We start from the raw sequence: 16,771 nt of genomic DNA on the forward strand, positions 1-16,771 counted from the left end.
CCTGCCTCCGTCAGGTGCCGGAGGCGGGCCGCGCGGGGGTCAGTTGATCGTGCTCAGGCGGATGGTCTCGGGCAGCCCCAGGATCTGCTCGATGACCTCCCGAGTCACGCCGTTGCCGGCGTCCGTGACGAGGTAGCCGGTGTCCCCGCGGGTGGACAGCTGCTGGCGGTCGATGTTGATGCCGTGGCCGCCCAGGACGCTGTTGACGGTCGCCAGCACGCCGGGGACGTTGCGGTGCAGGTGCAGGATGCGGGTGCCGCCGACGGCGGTGTCCAGCTGGACCTGCGGCATGTTCACCGACAGGGTCGTGGAGCCCGAGGTGACGAAGGACGAGAGCTTCCCGGCCACGAACCGCCCGATGTCCACCTGGGCCTCCTGCGTGGAGCCGCCGATGTGCGGGGTGAGGATCACGTTGGGCAGGCCCTGCAGCACCGAGCTGAACGGGTCTCCGGCCACCTTGGGCTCGTTGGGGAAGACGTCCACGGAGGCGCCGGCGATGTGCCCGCTGACCAGGGCGTCCCGCAGCGCGTTGTAGTCGACCACCATGCCCCGGCACAGGTTGAGGAACAGGGCCCGGGGGCGCATCCGCTCGAACTGCTCCCGGCCGAAGAGGTTGTTGTTGCTCGAGCGGCCGTCCACGTGCAGGGAGACGGTCTCGACCCGCTCCAGCAGCTCCTCCAGTGTGTCGCAGCGCTGGGCGTTGCCCAGCGGCAGGCGGTCCACGACGTCGTAGTAGTAGACGCGCATGCCGAGGGTCTCGGCGAGCACGGACAGCTGGGAGCCGATGTTGCCGTAGCCCACGATGCCGAGGGTGCGGCCGCGGACCTCGTGGGCGCCCTGGGCGGACTTGTCCCACACGCCCTCGTGCATGGCCTGGTTCTTGTCGGTGAGGTGCCGGGCCATCGAGATGATCTCGGCGATCGCGAGCTCCACCACGGACCGGGTGTTGGAGTAGGGCGCGTTGAAGCACGTCACGGCGTGCTCGGTGGCGGCCGCGAGGTCGATCTGGTTCGTGCCGATGCAGAAGGCGCCCACGGACAGCAGCTGAGGGTGGGCCTCGAACACCTCCCGGGTCACGTGGGTCTTCGACCGGATCCCGAGCAGCTCGACGCCCTCGAGGGCCTCGACGAGCTCTCCGGTGTCGAGGGCGCCCTTGCGGGTCTCGACCTCGATGCCCTTCTCGGACAGGATGCGTTCGGCCTCGGGGTGGACGTTCTCCAGGAGCAGTGCTTTCACAGTGACCCAGTCTATGGCTCCGGCGCGGGGGCCGACGACGCCGGGGGTCACTCCGGGGGCGGGTGTGGTGCGCGTCACCCCGTCCCGGCGGGGCCCGAGGGTCGCGCGGACGCCGCCCGGCGGGTGCGGGGCCCGTGGACGATCCGCTCCGGGCCGGCGCGCTACCGAGCAGTACTTCCACTGTTGTCCGCCGGCCGGTGACGGGTGTGTGCGATCGTGATTAGCATCACCACCACCCCCGTTCCGGCGCGGCCCGCGCCGCGCCGGAACCAGCCTCATCCCCCAGGAGGACCAGCACGTGATCCCTCAGCACCAGGACCCCGCACGCGCCACGGACCGCCCGCGCCGCCGGCGCCGGACCGCGGCGGCGCTCGCGCTCGCCGCAGCCCTTCCCCTCGGCGCGGCGGCCCCCGCCGCCGCGGACGCGAACTTCCCCTCCACGGAGGGGCGGACCAGCACCTCCAGCATCCTGACCCCGGACGACGTGGTGCAGGAGCTGCAGAAGCTCGAGCGGACCAGCCGCTACGGCGTGGACGCCTTCACCCTGGCGGAGGCCGGGACGGCGGTGAGCACCTCCGAGCAGGGCCGGGACCTGTGGGTCGCGACCGTCGGCTCCGGGCCTGAGCACGTGTGGCTGCAGGGCCGCATCCACGGCAACGAGCCCTACGGCACCGACTCCCTGCTGACCCTGCTCAAGGACCTCGGCACCAACGGCTCGGCCGAGTACGAGCTGCTGCGCTCGACGTTCACCTTCCACGTCATCCCCATGTACAACCCGGACGGCGCCGAGGCCAACATCCGGCACACCGTCCTGTGGGACCAGGTCGCCGGCGCGCCGGAGGGCGGGACCCCGCAGCGCATCGACCTCAACCGCGACTGGACGGCCGAGGGCTTCGCGGCCGACGAGTCCCGCGCGTTCTACGAGTACTGGACGACCGTCGACCCGGCGTGGGGCGTGGACATCCACCACCAGGGGCTCAAAAAGGAGCACGGGACCGGCGACGACGTCACCCTGTCCCTGGGCATCTCCCTCGCCCCCGGCGGTCCGACCCTGCCCGGGCTCGAGGGCGGGGCCTATGACCGGCTCACCCGGCAGATGAACGTGCACGTCTACGACGAGCTCTCGAAGTACGGCTTCATCAACATCGACCGCTACCAGGTCGGCGGCAGCCACGAGATCGACATCAAGGGCGGCGTCGTCTCGGCGATGATGCTGGGCCTGGACCACGGCGGGCTCAACCCCGAGGGGCACTCCCACCCGGTGGTGTTCTTCGAGACCTCGGGCAACTCCTCGGACGGCAGCCTCGGCCAGAAGGCCCGCGGCAAGAGCGTGCGGCAGAACGTGCTGGCCCTCGAGGAGCTGCTGCTCGGCCTGGCCACCGGCGAGGTCCAGCAGGAGGACCCGGAGCGCTGGGAAGAGATCCCGCACGCGCCGGTCACGGGCTACCAGACCGACTACGCGGGCATCCTCCCGGTCGGCGGCTGACCCCGGGCCGGGGCACGGAAAAGGCGGGGCGGGACATCCTCTCGGATGTCCCGCCCCGCCTGCGTGGTGCGCGAGGGGGGAGTTGAACCCCCACGCCCTCTCGGGCACACGGACCTGAACCGTGCGCGTCTGCCTATTCCGCCACTCGCGCTCGTCGACCACCGCGGCGGACCGCTGTGGGCAACGACGACAAGCCTACCCGGACTCGTCCCCGATGGCCAATCGGTGACCGCCGGCCGTCCGTCAGTAAGCTTGCCGCATCCCGGGCAGGGACCGACGACGGCACACAGGGAGCGCGGATGGAACCGGACAGCAGAAATCTCGAGGAGAAGCGCAAGGAGCTGGGGCGGACCGACGAGCCGCTCGAGGACGAACTGGTCGAGGAGTTCGACAACACCGTCACCGAGGGCGCGGAGCGCCTGACCCGCACGTGGCGGGCGCTGATCATCACCGGGCTGTTCGGCGGCATCGACGTGGGCGTGGGCATCCTCTCCTACCTGGCGGTCAAGGAGGCCACGGGCTCCGACCTGCTGGCCGGGGCGGCGTTCGGCTTCGGCCTGCTCGCCCTGCAGCTCGCCCACTCGGAGCTGTTCACGGAGAACTTCCTGGTGCCCATCTACGCCGTCGTCTCCCGGCACAGCACCTGGCTGCAGCTGGGACGCTTCTGGACGGTGACCCTGCTGACCAACCTCCTGGGCGGATGGCTGTTCACCTGGTTCGTGGTGGCGGGGTTCCCGCAGTTCCACGACACCCTGGAGAAGTCGGCGAGGCAGTACCTGGAGGGCGGGCTGACGCTGGAGTCGGCCGCCCTGGCGCTGCTGGCCGGCAGCACCATCACGCTCGGCACGCGGATGGCCCAGGGGTCGAGCAACGAGGTGGTGCACACCTTCATCGCGCTCATCGACGGCCTGCTGGTCGTCGGCCTGGGCATGCTGCACGGAGCGCTGAACTCGGCCATCATCTTCGGGGCGATGCACGCGGGCGCGGACATCTCCTACACGGACTGGTTGCTGTGGATGCTGTGGGTCATCCCGCTGAACATGGTGGGCGGGCTCGTCGTCATCACCCTGCCGCGGCTCGTCCGCACGCTCGAGCTGATCAAGAAGGAGCGCGCGGAGCAGAACCGCCGGCACGCCGAGGACGGACGGGTGGTCTGAGGGCTCAGCCGACCGCGAGCCCGGTGGTCAGGGCGAACGCCCCCCACAGGCCCGTCAGGGCGAAGAGGGTGATCGGGGCGAGCAGCGCGATCTCCGCGGCCGAGCCGGCGTTGCCGATCAGCGGCACCGTGAGGAAGGAGCGGTTCTTGTACACGGACCGGGGCAGGGGCAGGGGCATGCGCAGCGGGTAGAGCAGGTGGATCCCGCGCGTGGTCACCAGGTCCCCGGCGAGGTGGGCGAGCACCCCGGTGGCCACGGCCGCCGGGAACCACCACTCGTGCGCGGGCGGGTGCAGCCCCACGACGACGCCCAGCCCGATCCCCACGACCCAGTTGAGCTTCGCGACCCGGTCCGGCACGAAGGCGAGCACCTGCACTGCGAACGCGATGAGCAGCACGGACATCACCGCGGCGAGCGGCCACACCCAGCCCAGGCCCTCCACCGGGATCCCGATCTTCTGCGCCGCGGCCGCCAGCGCGGTGAACACCGCCACCCCCAGCAGGGAGTGGGTGCCCCGCCGGTGGCCCCCGGCGAGCCGGCAGATCCCGCGGGCCAGCCACGTGGACAGCGGGCGCAGGGACCGGGCCACGGTCCCGTCCGGGTGGTCGAGGTCCGGGAGCAGCGCCGCCCCGGCGGTGACGAGCGCGCCGGTGAGCACACCGGTGTCGCCGACGTCCAGGACCCCCCAGCCGATCGGGACGGTGAGCTCCTGCAGGCGCAGCTGGTAGTCGGCGGTCAGCGCCACCCACGCGGCCGCCCCGCAGGCCGCATGGCTCGGTCCCATCATGAGATCGACGTCCTCCTCGGACTCCCGGTTCCGGCGGGCCGGTCGGCGCCACCAGCGGAAACCCTAGGGCCCGGCCCGGACAGCACAGCGGGACCGCCCGGGCGGGCCGTCCGGCTGACGTCGTCGTCCCCCGCCGCGGTCGCCGCGGCCCGGGCGCTCCGCGTCAGGGGGCGGGCACGGCCCGCCACCCCGCGGAGTCCACCTCGACGACGACGGGCGCCCGCCCGCCCACGCCCCGCCGCCGCAGCGCCTCCGCGATGTCATCGGCGGGGGCCGCGACCACGAAGGTCTCCCCGCGGAACAGGTCGGCCGAGTCCTCGACGAGCGACGTCAGCTCCCCGGCGCCGCGGGCCGTGAACCGCTCGGCCACGCGCAGCCGGGCCGTCCACGGCGGGGCAGGGGCGGCGTCGTCGAGGAGCACGGCGGTGGCCGGGCACTGCAGGTCGGTCATGGCCCCAGTCTTCCCCCGGGGGCGCGGCGGGGGAAGACTGGGGCCATGACCGATCCCGTGGACCCGATCACCGTCGCGGCCGCCCGGGCCCGCCTGGCCGCGGACGCCCACCGCGGCGTGGAGTCCGACGCGTGGGTCGCAGGCCTGGCCGCCTCCGGCGGCCCCCACCGGCCGGGCACGCCGCGGACCTCCCCGGGGGACGTCCTCTCGGGGCGCGACGACGCCCACAAGGCCTCCTCCGAGGGCGACCGCCGGTCTGCCGAGTGGGTCCGCGACCTCGCCGACCGGGGCGGCTGACGCGGTCCCGGCCGGTCAGTCCGCGGACTTCGGCTGCCCCGGCAGCTGCTGCGCGCAGCCGGGGGTGAGCCAGGCCTTCACGTAGCCGCCGGACTGGTAGGCGAACTCCCGCAGCGGGCCCCGCGGCACGTCCGGGTAGTCGAAGGAGAGCACGTCCAGCCGCCCCGCGAAGCAGCGCTCCAGCAGCAGGCGGGAGCGGGCGACGTGCTGGCGGTAGGTGAGCACGCTGACGTGGTCCCACCCCCGCTGCTCGCTGAGGGCGCGCAGCTCCATGGCCTCGCCCTGGGTGGTCGAGGGATCGGGCCGGAAGCAGATCACCTCGTAGTCCCGCTCGCCGTCCTCCGCGCAGGTCTGCGCGGCCCGGGCGTAGTACACCCGCCCCGAGGCGTCGCCGAGGTCGCGGGTGCCGGGATTCGCCACGACCAGCACGGGCGCCACCCCGGCGTCCATGAGCCGCAGCGCCTCCGCCATGCGCGTCCGGTCCGGGGGACCCAGGACGAGGAGGGCGTCGGAGCGCGACGGGGCGTCGGTCCGGGGGTGCTGGAACACGACCCAGCCGGCGATCAGCCAGGCCAGCCCCAGGGCGAGCACCGTGACGAGGGCGCGGGTGGCCCACGCGGAGCGCGGGGTGGTGCGGGCACTGCGGGGCATCGCGCCGCTCCTCGCCGGTCGTCGGGGCAGGGTCCGGATCAGCCGACATTGTCGCACCCGCCGCTGGGCGCGGGCGCCGTGTGACGGGACGGGGCCGCCCGGGCGGAGCGGCCCGGGCCTACGATGTAGGACGCCGGTGCCGCGTGCACCGGGGCCCGACGACCGAGGAGGGACGGACCGCATGACGGTGGAGGACGAGTCCGGCGTGCTGTGCCGGGTGCCCATGCGCTGGGGCGACATGGACCCGTACGGGCACGTGAACAACGTGGAGGTCGTGCGGCTGCTCGAGGAGGCGCGGATCGCGGCCCTGGGCGTGCCCGTGGGCACCGGCGACCAGGTGGAGCCCCCGCTGATCCCCTTCTTCTCCGCGCTGCCGGAGGGCACCCAGGCGCTGATCACCGAGAACCGGATCAAGTACCTCCGTCCCCTCGAGTACCGCAACACCCCGGTGGAGGTCCGGGTGTGGGTCGTCTCGGCCCGCGGCGGGGCCCTGACGCTGGGCTTCGAGATCACCGACGTGGTCTCCCGCCGGGCGTGCGTGCGGGCCGAGACGCGGCTCGCGTTCTTCGTGCCCGCCACCGGGACGGTGCTGCGCATCTCGGCGGAGCAGCAGGAGCTCCTGGCCCCCCACGGGGGCCCGCGCGTCTTCCGCTGACCCGCGCGGGGGCCCGCCGGAAGCCGGTCAGGCCTCCGTGCGGGCCCGGTGGGCCGCCTGCGAGCGCCGGTACTGCGCCGCGAGGCGGACCGGGGCGTTGGCCGCGCCGAAGCCGGAGTAGCCGCGGCGGCGCTCGACCACCTCGAAGAACACCGTGCCCAGGGTCTCCGTGTAGAAGTGCAGGAACTCGCCCTCCGCGTCCCGGTCGTAGAGCAGGTGCAGCTCCTGCAGGGAGGCCACGAACCCGGGGTCGAGGTCGAAGCGGGCGTCGAGGTCCTCGTAGTAGTTCTGCGGCACGGGCAGGAACCGCAGCCCGCGCCGGCGGGCCCGCCGGGCCACGGCGAAGACGTCCGTGCAGGACAGCGCCACGTGCTCGGGATAGGCGGCGCCCACGAAGGAGCCCTGCTCGGCGGCGGTCGGGGCCACGTTGAGCGGCATCCGCACCGCGCCGTTGGCCGAGCGCATCACCTGGCTGCGGACCAGCCCCGAGGGGCCGGGGACGTCCTGGGAGGACTGCGCCTCGAGGGCGAGCACCGAGGTGTAGAACAGCACGGCCTCGTCGTAGTGCTGCCACGGCTGGGCCATGTTGAGGTGGTCCACCCCGGTGACCAGGGCCCCGGGCTCGAGCTCGTCGTCCGCGCCGAACTCGCCCAGCCACGCCGGGACCCCGTCCGCCGTGCGCTCGCAGAAGAAGATCTCCGTGCCGTCCGGGGCGAACACCCCGCGCAGCACCTGCTCGCCGGGACCCTGGGCGCGCGGCACGGGCAGCGCCTTGAGCCGGGCGGCCCGCTCCACGGCGGCGTCCGGGTCCGCGACGTCGAAGCCGAGCGCGGCGACCTCGGTGGGGGACCCGTCCGGGACCGCGTCGTTGACGACGACCCGCACCGGTCCCTGCACCCACACCTGCACGTTCTCCTTGGACTGGTGGTGACCGCCCAGGGCGAAGCCGAGCTGGTGCAGGAGCCGGGTGGTCTCGCCGAGCCGCCCGGTGCGGATCTCCACGAAGTCGTAGCCGGCCGGCTCCTCGACCGCGGGCAGCGGCTGGAGCCCGAGCGCGTCCCGGGTCCGCTCGCCGGCCAGGGCCCGCCGGGTCTGGTCCTCGAGCCAGCGCAGGGAGCGCAGCCCGTCCACCGCCGTGCGGTTGACGTCGGCCTGGCGGAAGGCGTCGTTGAAGATCTCCAGGGACACCGGCCCGTCGTAGCCCGCGCGGACCAGGTGGGACATGAACCCGACCATGTCGAAGTCGCCCTCCCCGGGGAACACCCGGTGGTGGCGGGACCAGGACAGCACGTCCAGGCTCAGCAGCGGGGCGTCGGCCAGCTGCACGAAGAAGATCTTCTCCGCCGCGATGCGCTCGACGGGCGCCGGGTCCCAGGCGCGGGAGAGGATGTGGAAGCTGTCGAGGCAGGTCCCCACGGCCGGGTGGTCGGCCAGGTCCACGATCCGCTGGGCGTGCTCGAAGTCGTCGACGAACCTCCCCCAGGCCAGTGCCTCGTAGGCCAGCCGCACCCCGTACCGGGCCGCGAGCTCGCCGAGCCGGCGCAGCTGCCCGGCCACGACCTCGTCGTCGTCGATCACCGCGGTGGCCACGTTGGAGCACACGAGCACGGTCCGCACGCCGAGCCGGTCCATCAGCCGGAACTTGGCCTCGGCGCGCCGCAGGTTCGCGGCGAGCTGCTCGGGGCCCACGGCCTCGAAGTCCCGGAAGGGCTGGTAGAGGTCCAGGCTCAGCCCCAGCTGTGCCGCGAGCTCCCGGATCTGCTCGGGGGAGGAGGGGGAGACGACCAGGTCCTGCTCGAACACCTCGATCCCGTCGAAGCCCGCCGCCGCGGCCGCGTGCATCTTCTCCTCCAGGGTGCCCGAGAGGCAGACCGTGGCGATCGAGGTGCGCATCAGCGTCCCGCCCCCGAGGCGGCCGGCTCCGCGGCGGTCTGCTCCGCGGCGGTCTGCTCCTCGGCGGTCTGCTCCTCGGCGGTCCGCTCCTCGGCGGTCCGCCCCGGGGCGCTCCGGCCCCCGGCGCCGAGGGCGCGCAGCTCGGCGGCCTCGGCGCGCGAGGTGTGCAGCGCGTCGATCTCGTCGAGGGACTTCTTCGCCGTCTCCGGGGCCGTCAGCGCGGCGCCGCCGGAGATCAGGCACGCCACCGTGACGAACACGGCCACGCCCAGCCAGTTGTCCCCGGCGGGACCGGCCACGGCGGAGGCGAGGACGGGCGCGAAGCCGCCCGAGATCGCGAAGCCGATCTGCGTGCCCAGGGCCAGCCCGGTGACTCGCACCCGCAGCGGCAGCATCTCGGCGTAGAACGAGGGCCAGATGCTGTTGGCCATCGAGTAGGCGCACCCGGACATGAGCGCGCCGAGCCCGAAGATGAGCGGCCAGTTCCCGGCGTGGACCGCCGAGAGATAGGGGTACATCAGCACGGCGGGGCCGAGCACCCCGGCGAGGAAGACGGGCTTGCGGCCGATGCGGTCGGCGAGCACGGCCACGACCGGGATCACGAGCAGGGCGACGGCGTTGGCCAGCACGGAGACCCACAGCATGGTGGAGCGCTCGAGGCCGACCACGGAGGTGGCGAACGAGAGCGACCACACCGTGAACACCACGTTGACGGTGTTGATCATGGCGGCCGCGGCGATCCGGACCACAGCGTCCCGGTGGTGCCTCAGGAGCAGCCGCAGCGGGGACTCCGGCTCCTCGGCGGGCACCTCGGCGCGGGCCTCCCGGAAGGCCGGCGGCTCCTCCAGGTGGCGGCGGATCAGGTAGGCGACGACCACGACCACGGCGGAGAGCCAGAACGGCACGCGCCAGCCCCAGCTGAACAGCGCCTCCTCCGGCAGGAGGGTGAAGGGGATGAACACCGCGGTGGCCAGGAGGGTCCCGAACTGGGTGCCCTGCAGGGTCCAGCTGGTGGTGTACGCCCGGCGGTCCTCGTCGGCGTGCTCGAGCGACATGGAGATGGCGCTCGCCTGCTCGCCCGCGGCGGACAGGCCCTGGACCACGCGGCACAGCACGAGCAGCGCGGGCGCCAGCATCCCCACCTGGTCGTAGGTGGGGAGGCACCCGACGGCGAAGGTCGCCCCGCCGATCATGAACAGGGTCAGCATGAGCACGAACTTGCGGCCGAAGCGGTCCGCCAGGGGACCCATGACCAGCGCGCCCAGCGGCCGGACGACGTACGCCACGCCCACGGTGCCCATGGCGAACAGGATGGCCACGCCGGGGGACGTCTCGGCGGGGAAGAAGAGGTGGTTGAGCACCAGGGCGGCGGCGGTGCCGTAGACCGCGAAGTCGTAGTACTCGAGGGCGCTGCCGATCCAGCTCGCGAGGGCGGCCTTGCGGGGCGTCCTCGCGGACGGCGGCGGGGCCGTGGTCTCGGCGGTCGTCGCTGCTGAGCTCATGGGGATCCTTCGTTCGGAGTCCACAACACATCCAACTCTCATATTGTGGAAACAACTTCTGCTGTGTGACTATGGTCCCTGTGAGCTGGTCCACATGTCAACCGCACAGCGAACGGAGCACCGCAGTGAGCACACCCGACCGGAACGTCGTCCTTCCTCCCCGGTGCCTCCGGTGACGGCCCCGGAGGCGGCGGGGACCGCCCGCCCGGACATGGTGGGCAAGGCCCTGCGGCTGCTGGAGCTGCTGGGGGAGCACCCCGGCGGGCTGACCGCGGCCGAGGCGACCAGGATCTGCGGCTATCCCTTCAGCACCACGTACCGGCTCCTCAACGCGCTCGTCCGGGACGGCTTCGCCGAGCTGCAGGAGGACCGGCGCTACGTCCTGGGGCTGAAGATCTTCCGTGCGGCCCACGGCGTGGCCCAGCGCCTCGGGATCACCGGGACGGTCGTGCCCGTGCTGCGGCGGATGGTGGAGCGCACGGGCGAGTCCTGCCTGTTCGCCGTCCTGGACGGCGACCGGTTCCACACCCTCGCCAAGGAGGACGGCCCGGACTTCCGGGTCACCTCCGACCCCGGCTACCGCGGCGCGCTGCACTCCTCGGCCCTGGGGCTGTGCCTGCTCGCGTTCGCCCCGGACGACGTGCGCGAGCACCTCCTCGACACGGTCGAGCTCGAGCCGCGTACCCCGAGCACGCTCACGGACCGGGACGAGCTGCGCCGGCGGGTCGAACGGATCCGGCGTGCGGGCTGGGCCACCCAGGACCAGGAGCACGACGTGGGCATGGTCGCCGTCGCGGTGCCCGTCCTGCGGCCGGGCGGGGGGTGCGCCGGCTCGCTCGCGCTGTCCGCACCGGTGTTCCGCCACCGGCTCGAGGACCTCGTGGACATGGTGCCGGCCCTCCAGGAGGCGGCCGGGGAGCTGGGCGCCCGGCTCACCGGCTGACCGGCCGCCGCGCGCTCAGGGGACGGGGTCGCCGCGCGCGGCCGTGAGCAGGGCGTACCAGTCCTCGTGCTCCAGCCGGGACGCGAGCTCCTCCGCCCCGGCGCACGCGGCGATCCGCTCCGGGTCGGTCGTGCCCAGCACGGGACGGATGCCGCCGGGGTGCCGCATGAGCCACGCGAGGACCACCGCCTCGCCGGAGGCGCCGTGCGCGGCGGCGACCCGGTGGACCGCCGCCGCGGTGGCCGCGGCGTGCTGGTCCTCCGGCGGGATCGGCGCGCCGGTGTACAGGCCGCGGGCCAGGGCGCCCCACGCCTGCACCTCGATGCCGTCGGCCGCGCAGTACTCCAGGAGCCCCTCCGGGAACGAGTGCTCGGCGCCCCCGGGGTGGTTGACCAGGATCTGCTGCTCCACGAAGCTGCGGTGCCGCAGGCTCAGCTCGAGCTGCACCGCGGTGACGGGCGTGCTCAGCAGCTGCTGGTAGCGGGACACCTGGCGGGTCGACATGTTGGACAGGCCCACGGAGCGGATCAGCCCCTCCTTCCGCAGATCGTCCAGTGTGCCCGCGACCTCCTGGGGGTCGGCCAGCGGGTCGGGCCGGTGCAGCATGAGCCGCTCCACCGAGTCCACGCGGAGCCGGCGCAGGGAGCCCTCGAGGCTGCTCCGGACCGTGTCCCGGTCCAGCCGGTAGTGGGTCGGCGCGCCGGGCGCGGCCGTGTTGCCGGGCAGGCGCACCCCGCACTTGGTCTGCAGGGTCGTCCTGCGCCCTAGCTCCGGGTCCTCGGCGAGCAGCTCGCCGAAGACCGCCTCGGACTTGCCGTTCGCGTAGATGTCGGCGTGGTCGAACTCGGTGATGCCCGCGTCCAGCGCGGCGTGCACCGCGGCGCGGGCGCGGTCCACGGTCGCGGCGCTCGCCGGGGTGTCGTCCCAGGACCCGCCGATGGTCATGCAGCCGTAGATCAGGCGGGAGCTCACGGGCGGTCCTCCCCCTCGGGCACCCCGGCGTCCCGGGTGGGGCTCTGCTCCTCGGTGCCGTGCTCCTCGGTGCCGTGCTGCTCGGTGCCCCGCTCCTCCAGGCGCTGCTGCTCCGCGGACCAGCGCAGGCGGGCGGCCGCCCCGTAGGCGGCCCCGGACTCCTGCATCCGGCCCGCGCGCTCGTAGAGCCGGCCCAGCGCGGTGAAGCACTCCGCCTGGTCCGTGGCGGTGGCCTCGGTCTCCTGGTAGAAGTCCAGTGCCCGGTTGTACGCGGTGATGGCCTGGGTGTGCCGCTCGCCCAGTTCGTACACCCGCCCAAGGTTGACGTGGCACTGCGCCTGGTCCTGCGCCTCGTGCGGGGCGTCGAGGTACTGACCCAGGGCGTCGAGGAGGTGCTCCTCGGCGTCGTGGGCACGGTCCAGCTCGAGCAGCAGGCTGCCCAGGATCAGGTGCGTGCGGGCCTTGTGCTTGCCGCTGCCCGGGATGCGGCCGAAGAGCCCGAGGGCGTGCTCGTAGGCGGTGAGGGCCCGGCCGGGACGGTTCATCCCGAGGTAGAGGTGGCCCAGGTTGTAGTGGCAGGCGGCCTGCTCCTGGAGGGAGTCGCCCTCCTCCTCGAAGAGCACGATGGCCTGCTGGTAGGCGGTCTCGGCCTCGTCGAGCCGGCCGCGGTCCTCGGCGTCGAGGGCCCGGGTGAAGAACCCGTGCCCGTCCTGGGGGTAGCTCATGCGGATTCCTTTCTCGGCCGGGTCTCCCACGGGGTGGAGGGACTACGCAGGGTGCGGGTCCCGCGGACGGGGAGCCCGCCGGCCCAGCGCGAACCACAGTCCCGCGCCGGCGACGGGGAACGCGAGGATCACGAGCAGCCACAGCAGGCGCAGCACGGGGTCCGGGGCCGGGCTGCGCAGCAGGGAGAGCGAGGCGGCGACCATCAGCACGACGACGACCGCGCCGGCCGCCGTCGCACCGCTCTCCCACGCTCCCGTCCGCACGGCCTCGGCGCCGCCGGCCGCGAGGACGGTCAAGGTGCTCATGCATCGATACTGGCACCGCGGGGGCGGGTGGACAAGGGCGGGTGCCGGGCCGTGCCCGCGTCCGGTCCCCCGTAGAGTGGGCTCCGTCACCGCTCAGCACGCTGATAAAATATGCAGGACGATCGCAACCCCGAGGAGAGTCCACGATGTCCACCTCCGACGACCGCCCGTACGACCAGGAGTCCGCCCCCGAGGAGCCCGCGGCCGGGCGCTCCGGCGGACCGGACACCGACGACACCGGGGTGGAGCGCCACGCGCCCAGCTCGGCGACCGAGCTGTGGGACCACAACGCCTACGGGCGGGAGGACGGCGACATCGGCGGATCCGCGACCTCGAGCCCGGCCGACACCCGGGACCCGCGCGGCGGGGCCCCCGCCTACAACATCGACGCCGGGGACGACGACGCCGTCCGGCACGGCGACGACTCCGGCCGCGACGACGGCACGAACGTGCGCCGGACCGGCGAGTCGCTGACCGGGGCGGACGCCACCGCCGGCGACGGCCGTGCGAGCGTCGACGGCGAGGGGCCCGGCGGCCGGCGTGCCGGCCGGTCCGACGCGCCGTCCGGCACCGGCGACCAGGCCTTCGACCAGGAGGCGGCCGTCCGGGAGGAGCCCGTGCAGGGGGCCGGCGCCCGGGACGCCACCGCCGAGGACACCGGCGCTCGGGACGCGACCACCCCGGCCACCGGCGGCCGGGTCGCGACGGAGCGCGGTGCCGGCCGCCACGCCGCCGGGGACGAGGACCGCGGCCCCGGGGGCACGGGGTCCCTGCGCGGTGCGGAGCCGGCGCAGAACCCCTCCGTGGTCCGGCACGAGGAGCGCCTGCAGGTCGGGACGGAGCGGGTCGAGACCGGGCGGACCCGGCTGCGCAAGTACGTGGTGGAGGAGCCGGTGCGCGCCGAGCAGACCCTGGCGTCCGAGGACGTCGAGGAGATCCGCACCCCCGTCACCGAGGAGGAGCGCGAGGCGTTCCTCGGCGGCGCGGAGCTGCCGGTGGGGGAGGACGAGGTCATCCTCTACCGGGAGGTGCCCGTGGTGCGGACGGTGCGCGTGCCCTACGAGCGGGTGCGCCTGGCGGTGCGCCGCACGGAGCGCACCGAGGTGGTCGAGGAGACCGTGCGCAAGGAGCGGATCGACGTCGAGGAGGACTGATCCCGCCTGCCCGCCCCGCACGCGCCCCGGCCACCGGCCGGGGCGCGTGCGCGCCGGTGGAGGCCGGATGTTCACCCAGCGCGGAGCCGCTCCCGGGGGCTTGTGCCCCACCTCACGGGAGTGCAGTAATGATCAGTGAGCTGGTCGTTCCGGTCCGTGCGGTCCGGGGCCGGCCGGTGCCGACGACGTGACGACGACCGGGAGGTCCACCATGCGCAAGAGGCTGAACAGGATGCGGAAGAGGACCGGGGAGCAGGCGCCCATGGCCCCCGGCGTCCCCGGCAGCGAGACCGCCCCGGTCGCGGAGCCCACGACCCCCCGCCCGCCGCTGCCGCCCAAGCCGGACCAGGGCACGCCCGAGCCCGTGAGCCCCACGGGCCAGGACACCGGGATCGACCCGGCCCTCAACGCCCAGGGCGGGGAGTACCTGACCACCGCCCACGGCGCCCGGCGCAGCGACACCGACCACTCCCTGAAGGCGGGCCGGCGGGGGCCCGTGCTCCTGCAGGACCACCACTTCCGGGAGAAGGTCAGCCACTTCGACCACGAGCGCATCCCGGAGCGCGTGGTGCACGCCCGCGGCGCCGGCGCCCACGGCGTGTTCCGCTCCTACGGCACCGCGAGCAGGATCTCCTCCGCGGCGGTGTTCCAGAAGGACGTCGAGACCCCGGTCTTCGTGCGCTTCTCGACCGTGCTCGGCTCGCGCGGCTCCGCCGACCTCGCCCGCGACACCCGCGGCTTCGCCACGAAGTTCTACACCTCCGAGGGCACCTGGGACCTCGTGGGCAACAACATCCCCGTGTTCTTCATCCAGGACGCCATCAAGTTCCCGGACGTCATCCACGCCGGCAAGCCCCACCCGGACCGGGAGATCCCGCAGGCGCAGTCCGCCCACGACACCTTCTGGGACTTCGTCTCCCTGCACACCGAGGCCCAGCACCACACGATCTGGAACATGTCGGACCGCGGCATCCCCCGCTCCTACCGCACGATGGAGGGCTTCGGCATCCACACCTTCCGGCTCGTGGACGACGCGGGCCGCAGCGTGCTCGTGAAGTTCCACTGGAAGCCGAAGCTGGGCGTGCACTCGGTGCTGTGGGAGGAGGCCCAGATCGCGATGGGCATGGACCCCGACGTGCACCGCCGCGACCTCGCCGACGCCATCGAGGCCGGCGCCCACCCCGAGTGGGAGCTCGGGGTCCAGGTCTTCGAGGACAACGAGGAGCAGACGTTCGAGGGCATCGACCTGCTCGACCCCACGAAGATCGTGCCGGAGGAGCTCGCCCCCGTCGAGCCGGTCGGGCTGATGACGCTCAACCGCAACCCCTCGAACTACTTCGCCGAGACCGAGCAGGTCGCCTTCAACCCCAACAACCTGGTGCGCGGCATCGACGTCACCAACGACCCGCTGCTGCAGGGCCGGCTGTTCTCCTACCTGGACACCCAGCTCAGCCGGCTGGGCGGGCCCAACTGGACCCAGCTGCCGATCAACCGCCCGCACGCCCCGGTCAACGACATGCTCCGGGACGCGATGCACCAGACGGCGGTGCACTCCGGGGTCGCGCCCTATCACCCGAACTCGCTGGACGGGAACAACCCCTTCCCCGCCGACGAGCCGGCCCGTCCCTTCATCGACCACCCGGCCCCGGTCGCGGAGTCGGTCAAGGAGCGCGGGAACCCCGTGTCCTTCGAGGACCACTACACCCAGACGCGCCTGTTCTGGCTGTCGATGAGCGACGTCGAGAAGGAGCACATCGCGCAGGCGTACACGTTCGAGCTCGGCAAGTGCTGGGAGCAGTCCGTCAAGGAGCGCCAGCTGCAGTCGCTCGCCAACATCGACGAGAAGCTGTGCGCCGTGGTCGCCCGGGGACTGGGGCTGCCGGCGCCGAAGCCCACCGTCAAGCACGGGCGGATCACGCCCAGCCCGGCCCTGTCCCAGGTCGGCGGGCAGTGGCCCCTCGACGGCCGCCAGGTGGGCATCGTGGTGGGCCCGGACCCGGACGAGAACGACCTCGCGGCCGTGGTCTCCGCGATCGACGACGCCGGGATGGTGCCGCTGGTCGTCGCCCCGCACGGCGGGCCGGTGGGGCGCGGCGGGAAGCTCGTGGCCCACCGGACCTATCTCACGGCGCGCTCGGTCGAGTTCGACTCGGTGCTCGTGGCCGGTGCCGTCCCGCCGGCCCCGGACGCCCAGCAGGGCCTCGACGCGAAGGCCGGGGCCGTCTCCGCCGGCGGCGTGGACCCGCGCGTGCACCTGCTGCTCGGCGAGGTGTTCCGCCAGGCCAAGGCCATCGGCTCCTGGGGCGCCAAGGGGCAGGTGCTCGCCGCGGCGGGCCTGCCCGAGGGCGCCCCCGGCGTGGTCTCCGGGAAGGACTCCGCCGCCGTGGTCGAGCAGGTGGTCACGCTCATGAGGAGCCACCGCGCCTGGGAGCGGTTCCCGGTCTCCGGCCGCCTCTGACCCGCCCTCCTCCCGCGAGGTCACCGCTCCTGCCCGAGACCGCCGTCGACCGGCGGTGTGCTCGGGCAGGAGCGGTGACCTCGGCGGTCGGGGAGGAG

At 73.5% G+C, this 16,771-nt stretch carries 16 protein-coding genes and 1 tRNA gene; 7 read left to right on the plus strand and 10 right to left on the minus strand.

Annotation, left to right across the window (positions count from 1 at the left end):
• Positions 1–39 precede the first annotated feature (39 nt).
• Positions 40–1,236, minus strand: coding sequence for a phosphoglycerate dehydrogenase (gene serA, locus RCG67_RS09310; protein ID WP_368825852.1), 1,197 nt, complete (start codon positions 1,234–1,236; stop codon positions 40–42).
• A gap of 298 nt (positions 1,237–1,534) precedes the next feature.
• On the opposite strand from serA, the gene RCG67_RS09315 reads away from it, so the two are divergent.
• Positions 1,535–2,722 carry a M14 family zinc carboxypeptidase gene (locus RCG67_RS09315; RefSeq protein WP_368825853.1) on the plus strand — a complete coding sequence of 396 codons (1,188 nt, stop codon included), beginning with the start codon at positions 1,535–1,537 and terminating at the stop codon, positions 2,720–2,722.
• A gap of 64 nt (positions 2,723–2,786) precedes the next feature.
• Here the strand turns inward: RCG67_RS09315 and RCG67_RS09320 are convergent.
• Positions 2,787–2,873 (minus strand) — tRNA-Leu (locus tag RCG67_RS09320).
• Between the two features lie 148 nt (positions 2,874–3,021).
• Here RCG67_RS09320 and RCG67_RS09325 point away from each other — a divergent pair.
• Positions 3,022–3,879, plus strand: coding sequence for a formate/nitrite transporter family protein (locus tag RCG67_RS09325; RefSeq protein WP_368825854.1), 858 nt, complete (start codon positions 3,022–3,024; stop codon positions 3,877–3,879).
• 4 nt (positions 3,880–3,883) lie between these two features.
• On the opposite strand, the gene RCG67_RS09330 is transcribed toward RCG67_RS09325, so the two are convergent.
• Positions 3,884–4,666, minus strand: coding sequence for a metal-dependent hydrolase (locus RCG67_RS09330; RefSeq protein WP_368825855.1), 783 nt, complete (start codon positions 4,664–4,666; stop codon positions 3,884–3,886).
• A 163-nt stretch (positions 4,667–4,829) separates the two neighbouring features.
• A complete protein-coding gene (locus RCG67_RS09335; protein WP_368825856.1) occupies positions 4,830–5,117 on the minus strand; it encodes a hypothetical protein in 288 nt (95 codons plus the stop codon).
• A 45-nt stretch (positions 5,118–5,162) separates the two neighbouring features.
• On the opposite strand from RCG67_RS09335, the gene RCG67_RS09340 reads away from it, so the two are divergent.
• Positions 5,163–5,414 (plus strand): hypothetical protein, encoded by a 252-nt coding sequence (locus RCG67_RS09340; RefSeq protein WP_368825857.1) that lies wholly within the window; start codon positions 5,163–5,165, stop codon positions 5,412–5,414.
• A gap of 15 nt (positions 5,415–5,429) precedes the next feature.
• Here the strand turns inward: RCG67_RS09340 and RCG67_RS09345 are convergent, their stop codons facing one another.
• Positions 5,430–6,065, minus strand: a complete 636-nt coding sequence (locus RCG67_RS09345) for a YdcF family protein (protein WP_368825858.1) — start codon at positions 6,063–6,065, stop codon at positions 5,430–5,432.
• Between the two features lie 181 nt (positions 6,066–6,246).
• On the opposite strand from RCG67_RS09345, the gene RCG67_RS09350 reads away from it, so the two are divergent.
• A complete protein-coding gene (locus RCG67_RS09350) occupies positions 6,247–6,720 on the plus strand; it encodes an acyl-CoA thioesterase (protein WP_368825859.1) in 474 nt (157 codons plus the stop codon).
• A 27-nt stretch (positions 6,721–6,747) separates the two neighbouring features.
• Here RCG67_RS09350 and RCG67_RS09355 read toward each other — a convergent pair whose 3' ends face one another.
• Positions 6,748–8,613 (minus strand): bifunctional sugar phosphate isomerase/epimerase/4-hydroxyphenylpyruvate dioxygenase family protein, encoded by a 1,866-nt coding sequence (locus tag RCG67_RS09355; protein WP_368825860.1) that lies wholly within the window; start codon positions 8,611–8,613, stop codon positions 6,748–6,750.
• On the minus strand, positions 8,613–10,115 hold the full coding sequence (locus RCG67_RS09360; protein ID WP_368825861.1) for an MFS transporter: 1,503 nt from the start codon (positions 10,113–10,115) through the stop codon (positions 8,613–8,615). Before RCG67_RS09360 ends, RCG67_RS09355 begins: the two co-directional genes overlap by 1 nt.
• A 172-nt stretch (positions 10,116–10,287) precedes the next feature.
• Between RCG67_RS09360 and RCG67_RS09365 the strand changes: the two genes are divergently transcribed.
• A complete protein-coding gene (locus RCG67_RS09365; RefSeq protein WP_368825862.1) occupies positions 10,288–11,058 on the plus strand; it encodes an IclR family transcriptional regulator in 771 nt (256 codons plus the stop codon).
• A 15-nt stretch (positions 11,059–11,073) separates the two neighbouring features.
• On the opposite strand, the gene RCG67_RS09370 is transcribed toward RCG67_RS09365, so the two are convergent.
• Genes RCG67_RS09370 through RCG67_RS09380 form a run of 3 tightly spaced genes read right to left on the minus strand, consistent with a single transcriptional unit; the run spans position 11,074 to position 13,061 of the window.
• Positions 11,074–12,030, minus strand: coding sequence for an aldo/keto reductase (locus tag RCG67_RS09370; RefSeq protein ID WP_368825863.1), 957 nt, complete (start codon positions 12,028–12,030; stop codon positions 11,074–11,076).
• Positions 12,027–12,755, minus strand: coding sequence for a tetratricopeptide repeat protein (locus RCG67_RS09375; RefSeq protein WP_368825864.1), 729 nt, complete (start codon positions 12,753–12,755; stop codon positions 12,027–12,029). Before RCG67_RS09375 ends, RCG67_RS09370 begins: the two co-directional genes overlap by 4 nt.
• A gap of 42 nt (positions 12,756–12,797) precedes the next feature.
• A complete protein-coding gene (locus RCG67_RS09380) occupies positions 12,798–13,061 on the minus strand; it encodes a PLDc N-terminal domain-containing protein (RefSeq protein WP_368825865.1) in 264 nt (87 codons plus the stop codon).
• Positions 13,062–13,207: 146 nt separating this feature from the next.
• On the opposite strand from RCG67_RS09380, the gene RCG67_RS09385 reads away from it, so the two are divergent.
• A complete protein-coding gene (locus RCG67_RS09385) occupies positions 13,208–14,215 on the plus strand; it encodes a YsnF/AvaK domain-containing protein (RefSeq protein WP_368825866.1) in 1,008 nt (335 codons plus the stop codon).
• 232 nt (positions 14,216–14,447) lie between these two features.
• A complete protein-coding gene (locus RCG67_RS09390) occupies positions 14,448–16,673 on the plus strand; it encodes a catalase (RefSeq protein WP_438612658.1) in 2,226 nt (741 codons plus the stop codon).
• Positions 16,674–16,771 lie beyond the last annotated feature (98 nt).

Origin of the sequence: Kocuria cellulosilytica, assembly GCF_040981245.1 — a bacterium.
GTDB lineage: Bacteria > Actinomycetota > Actinomycetes > Actinomycetales > Micrococcaceae > Kocuria > Kocuria cellulosilytica.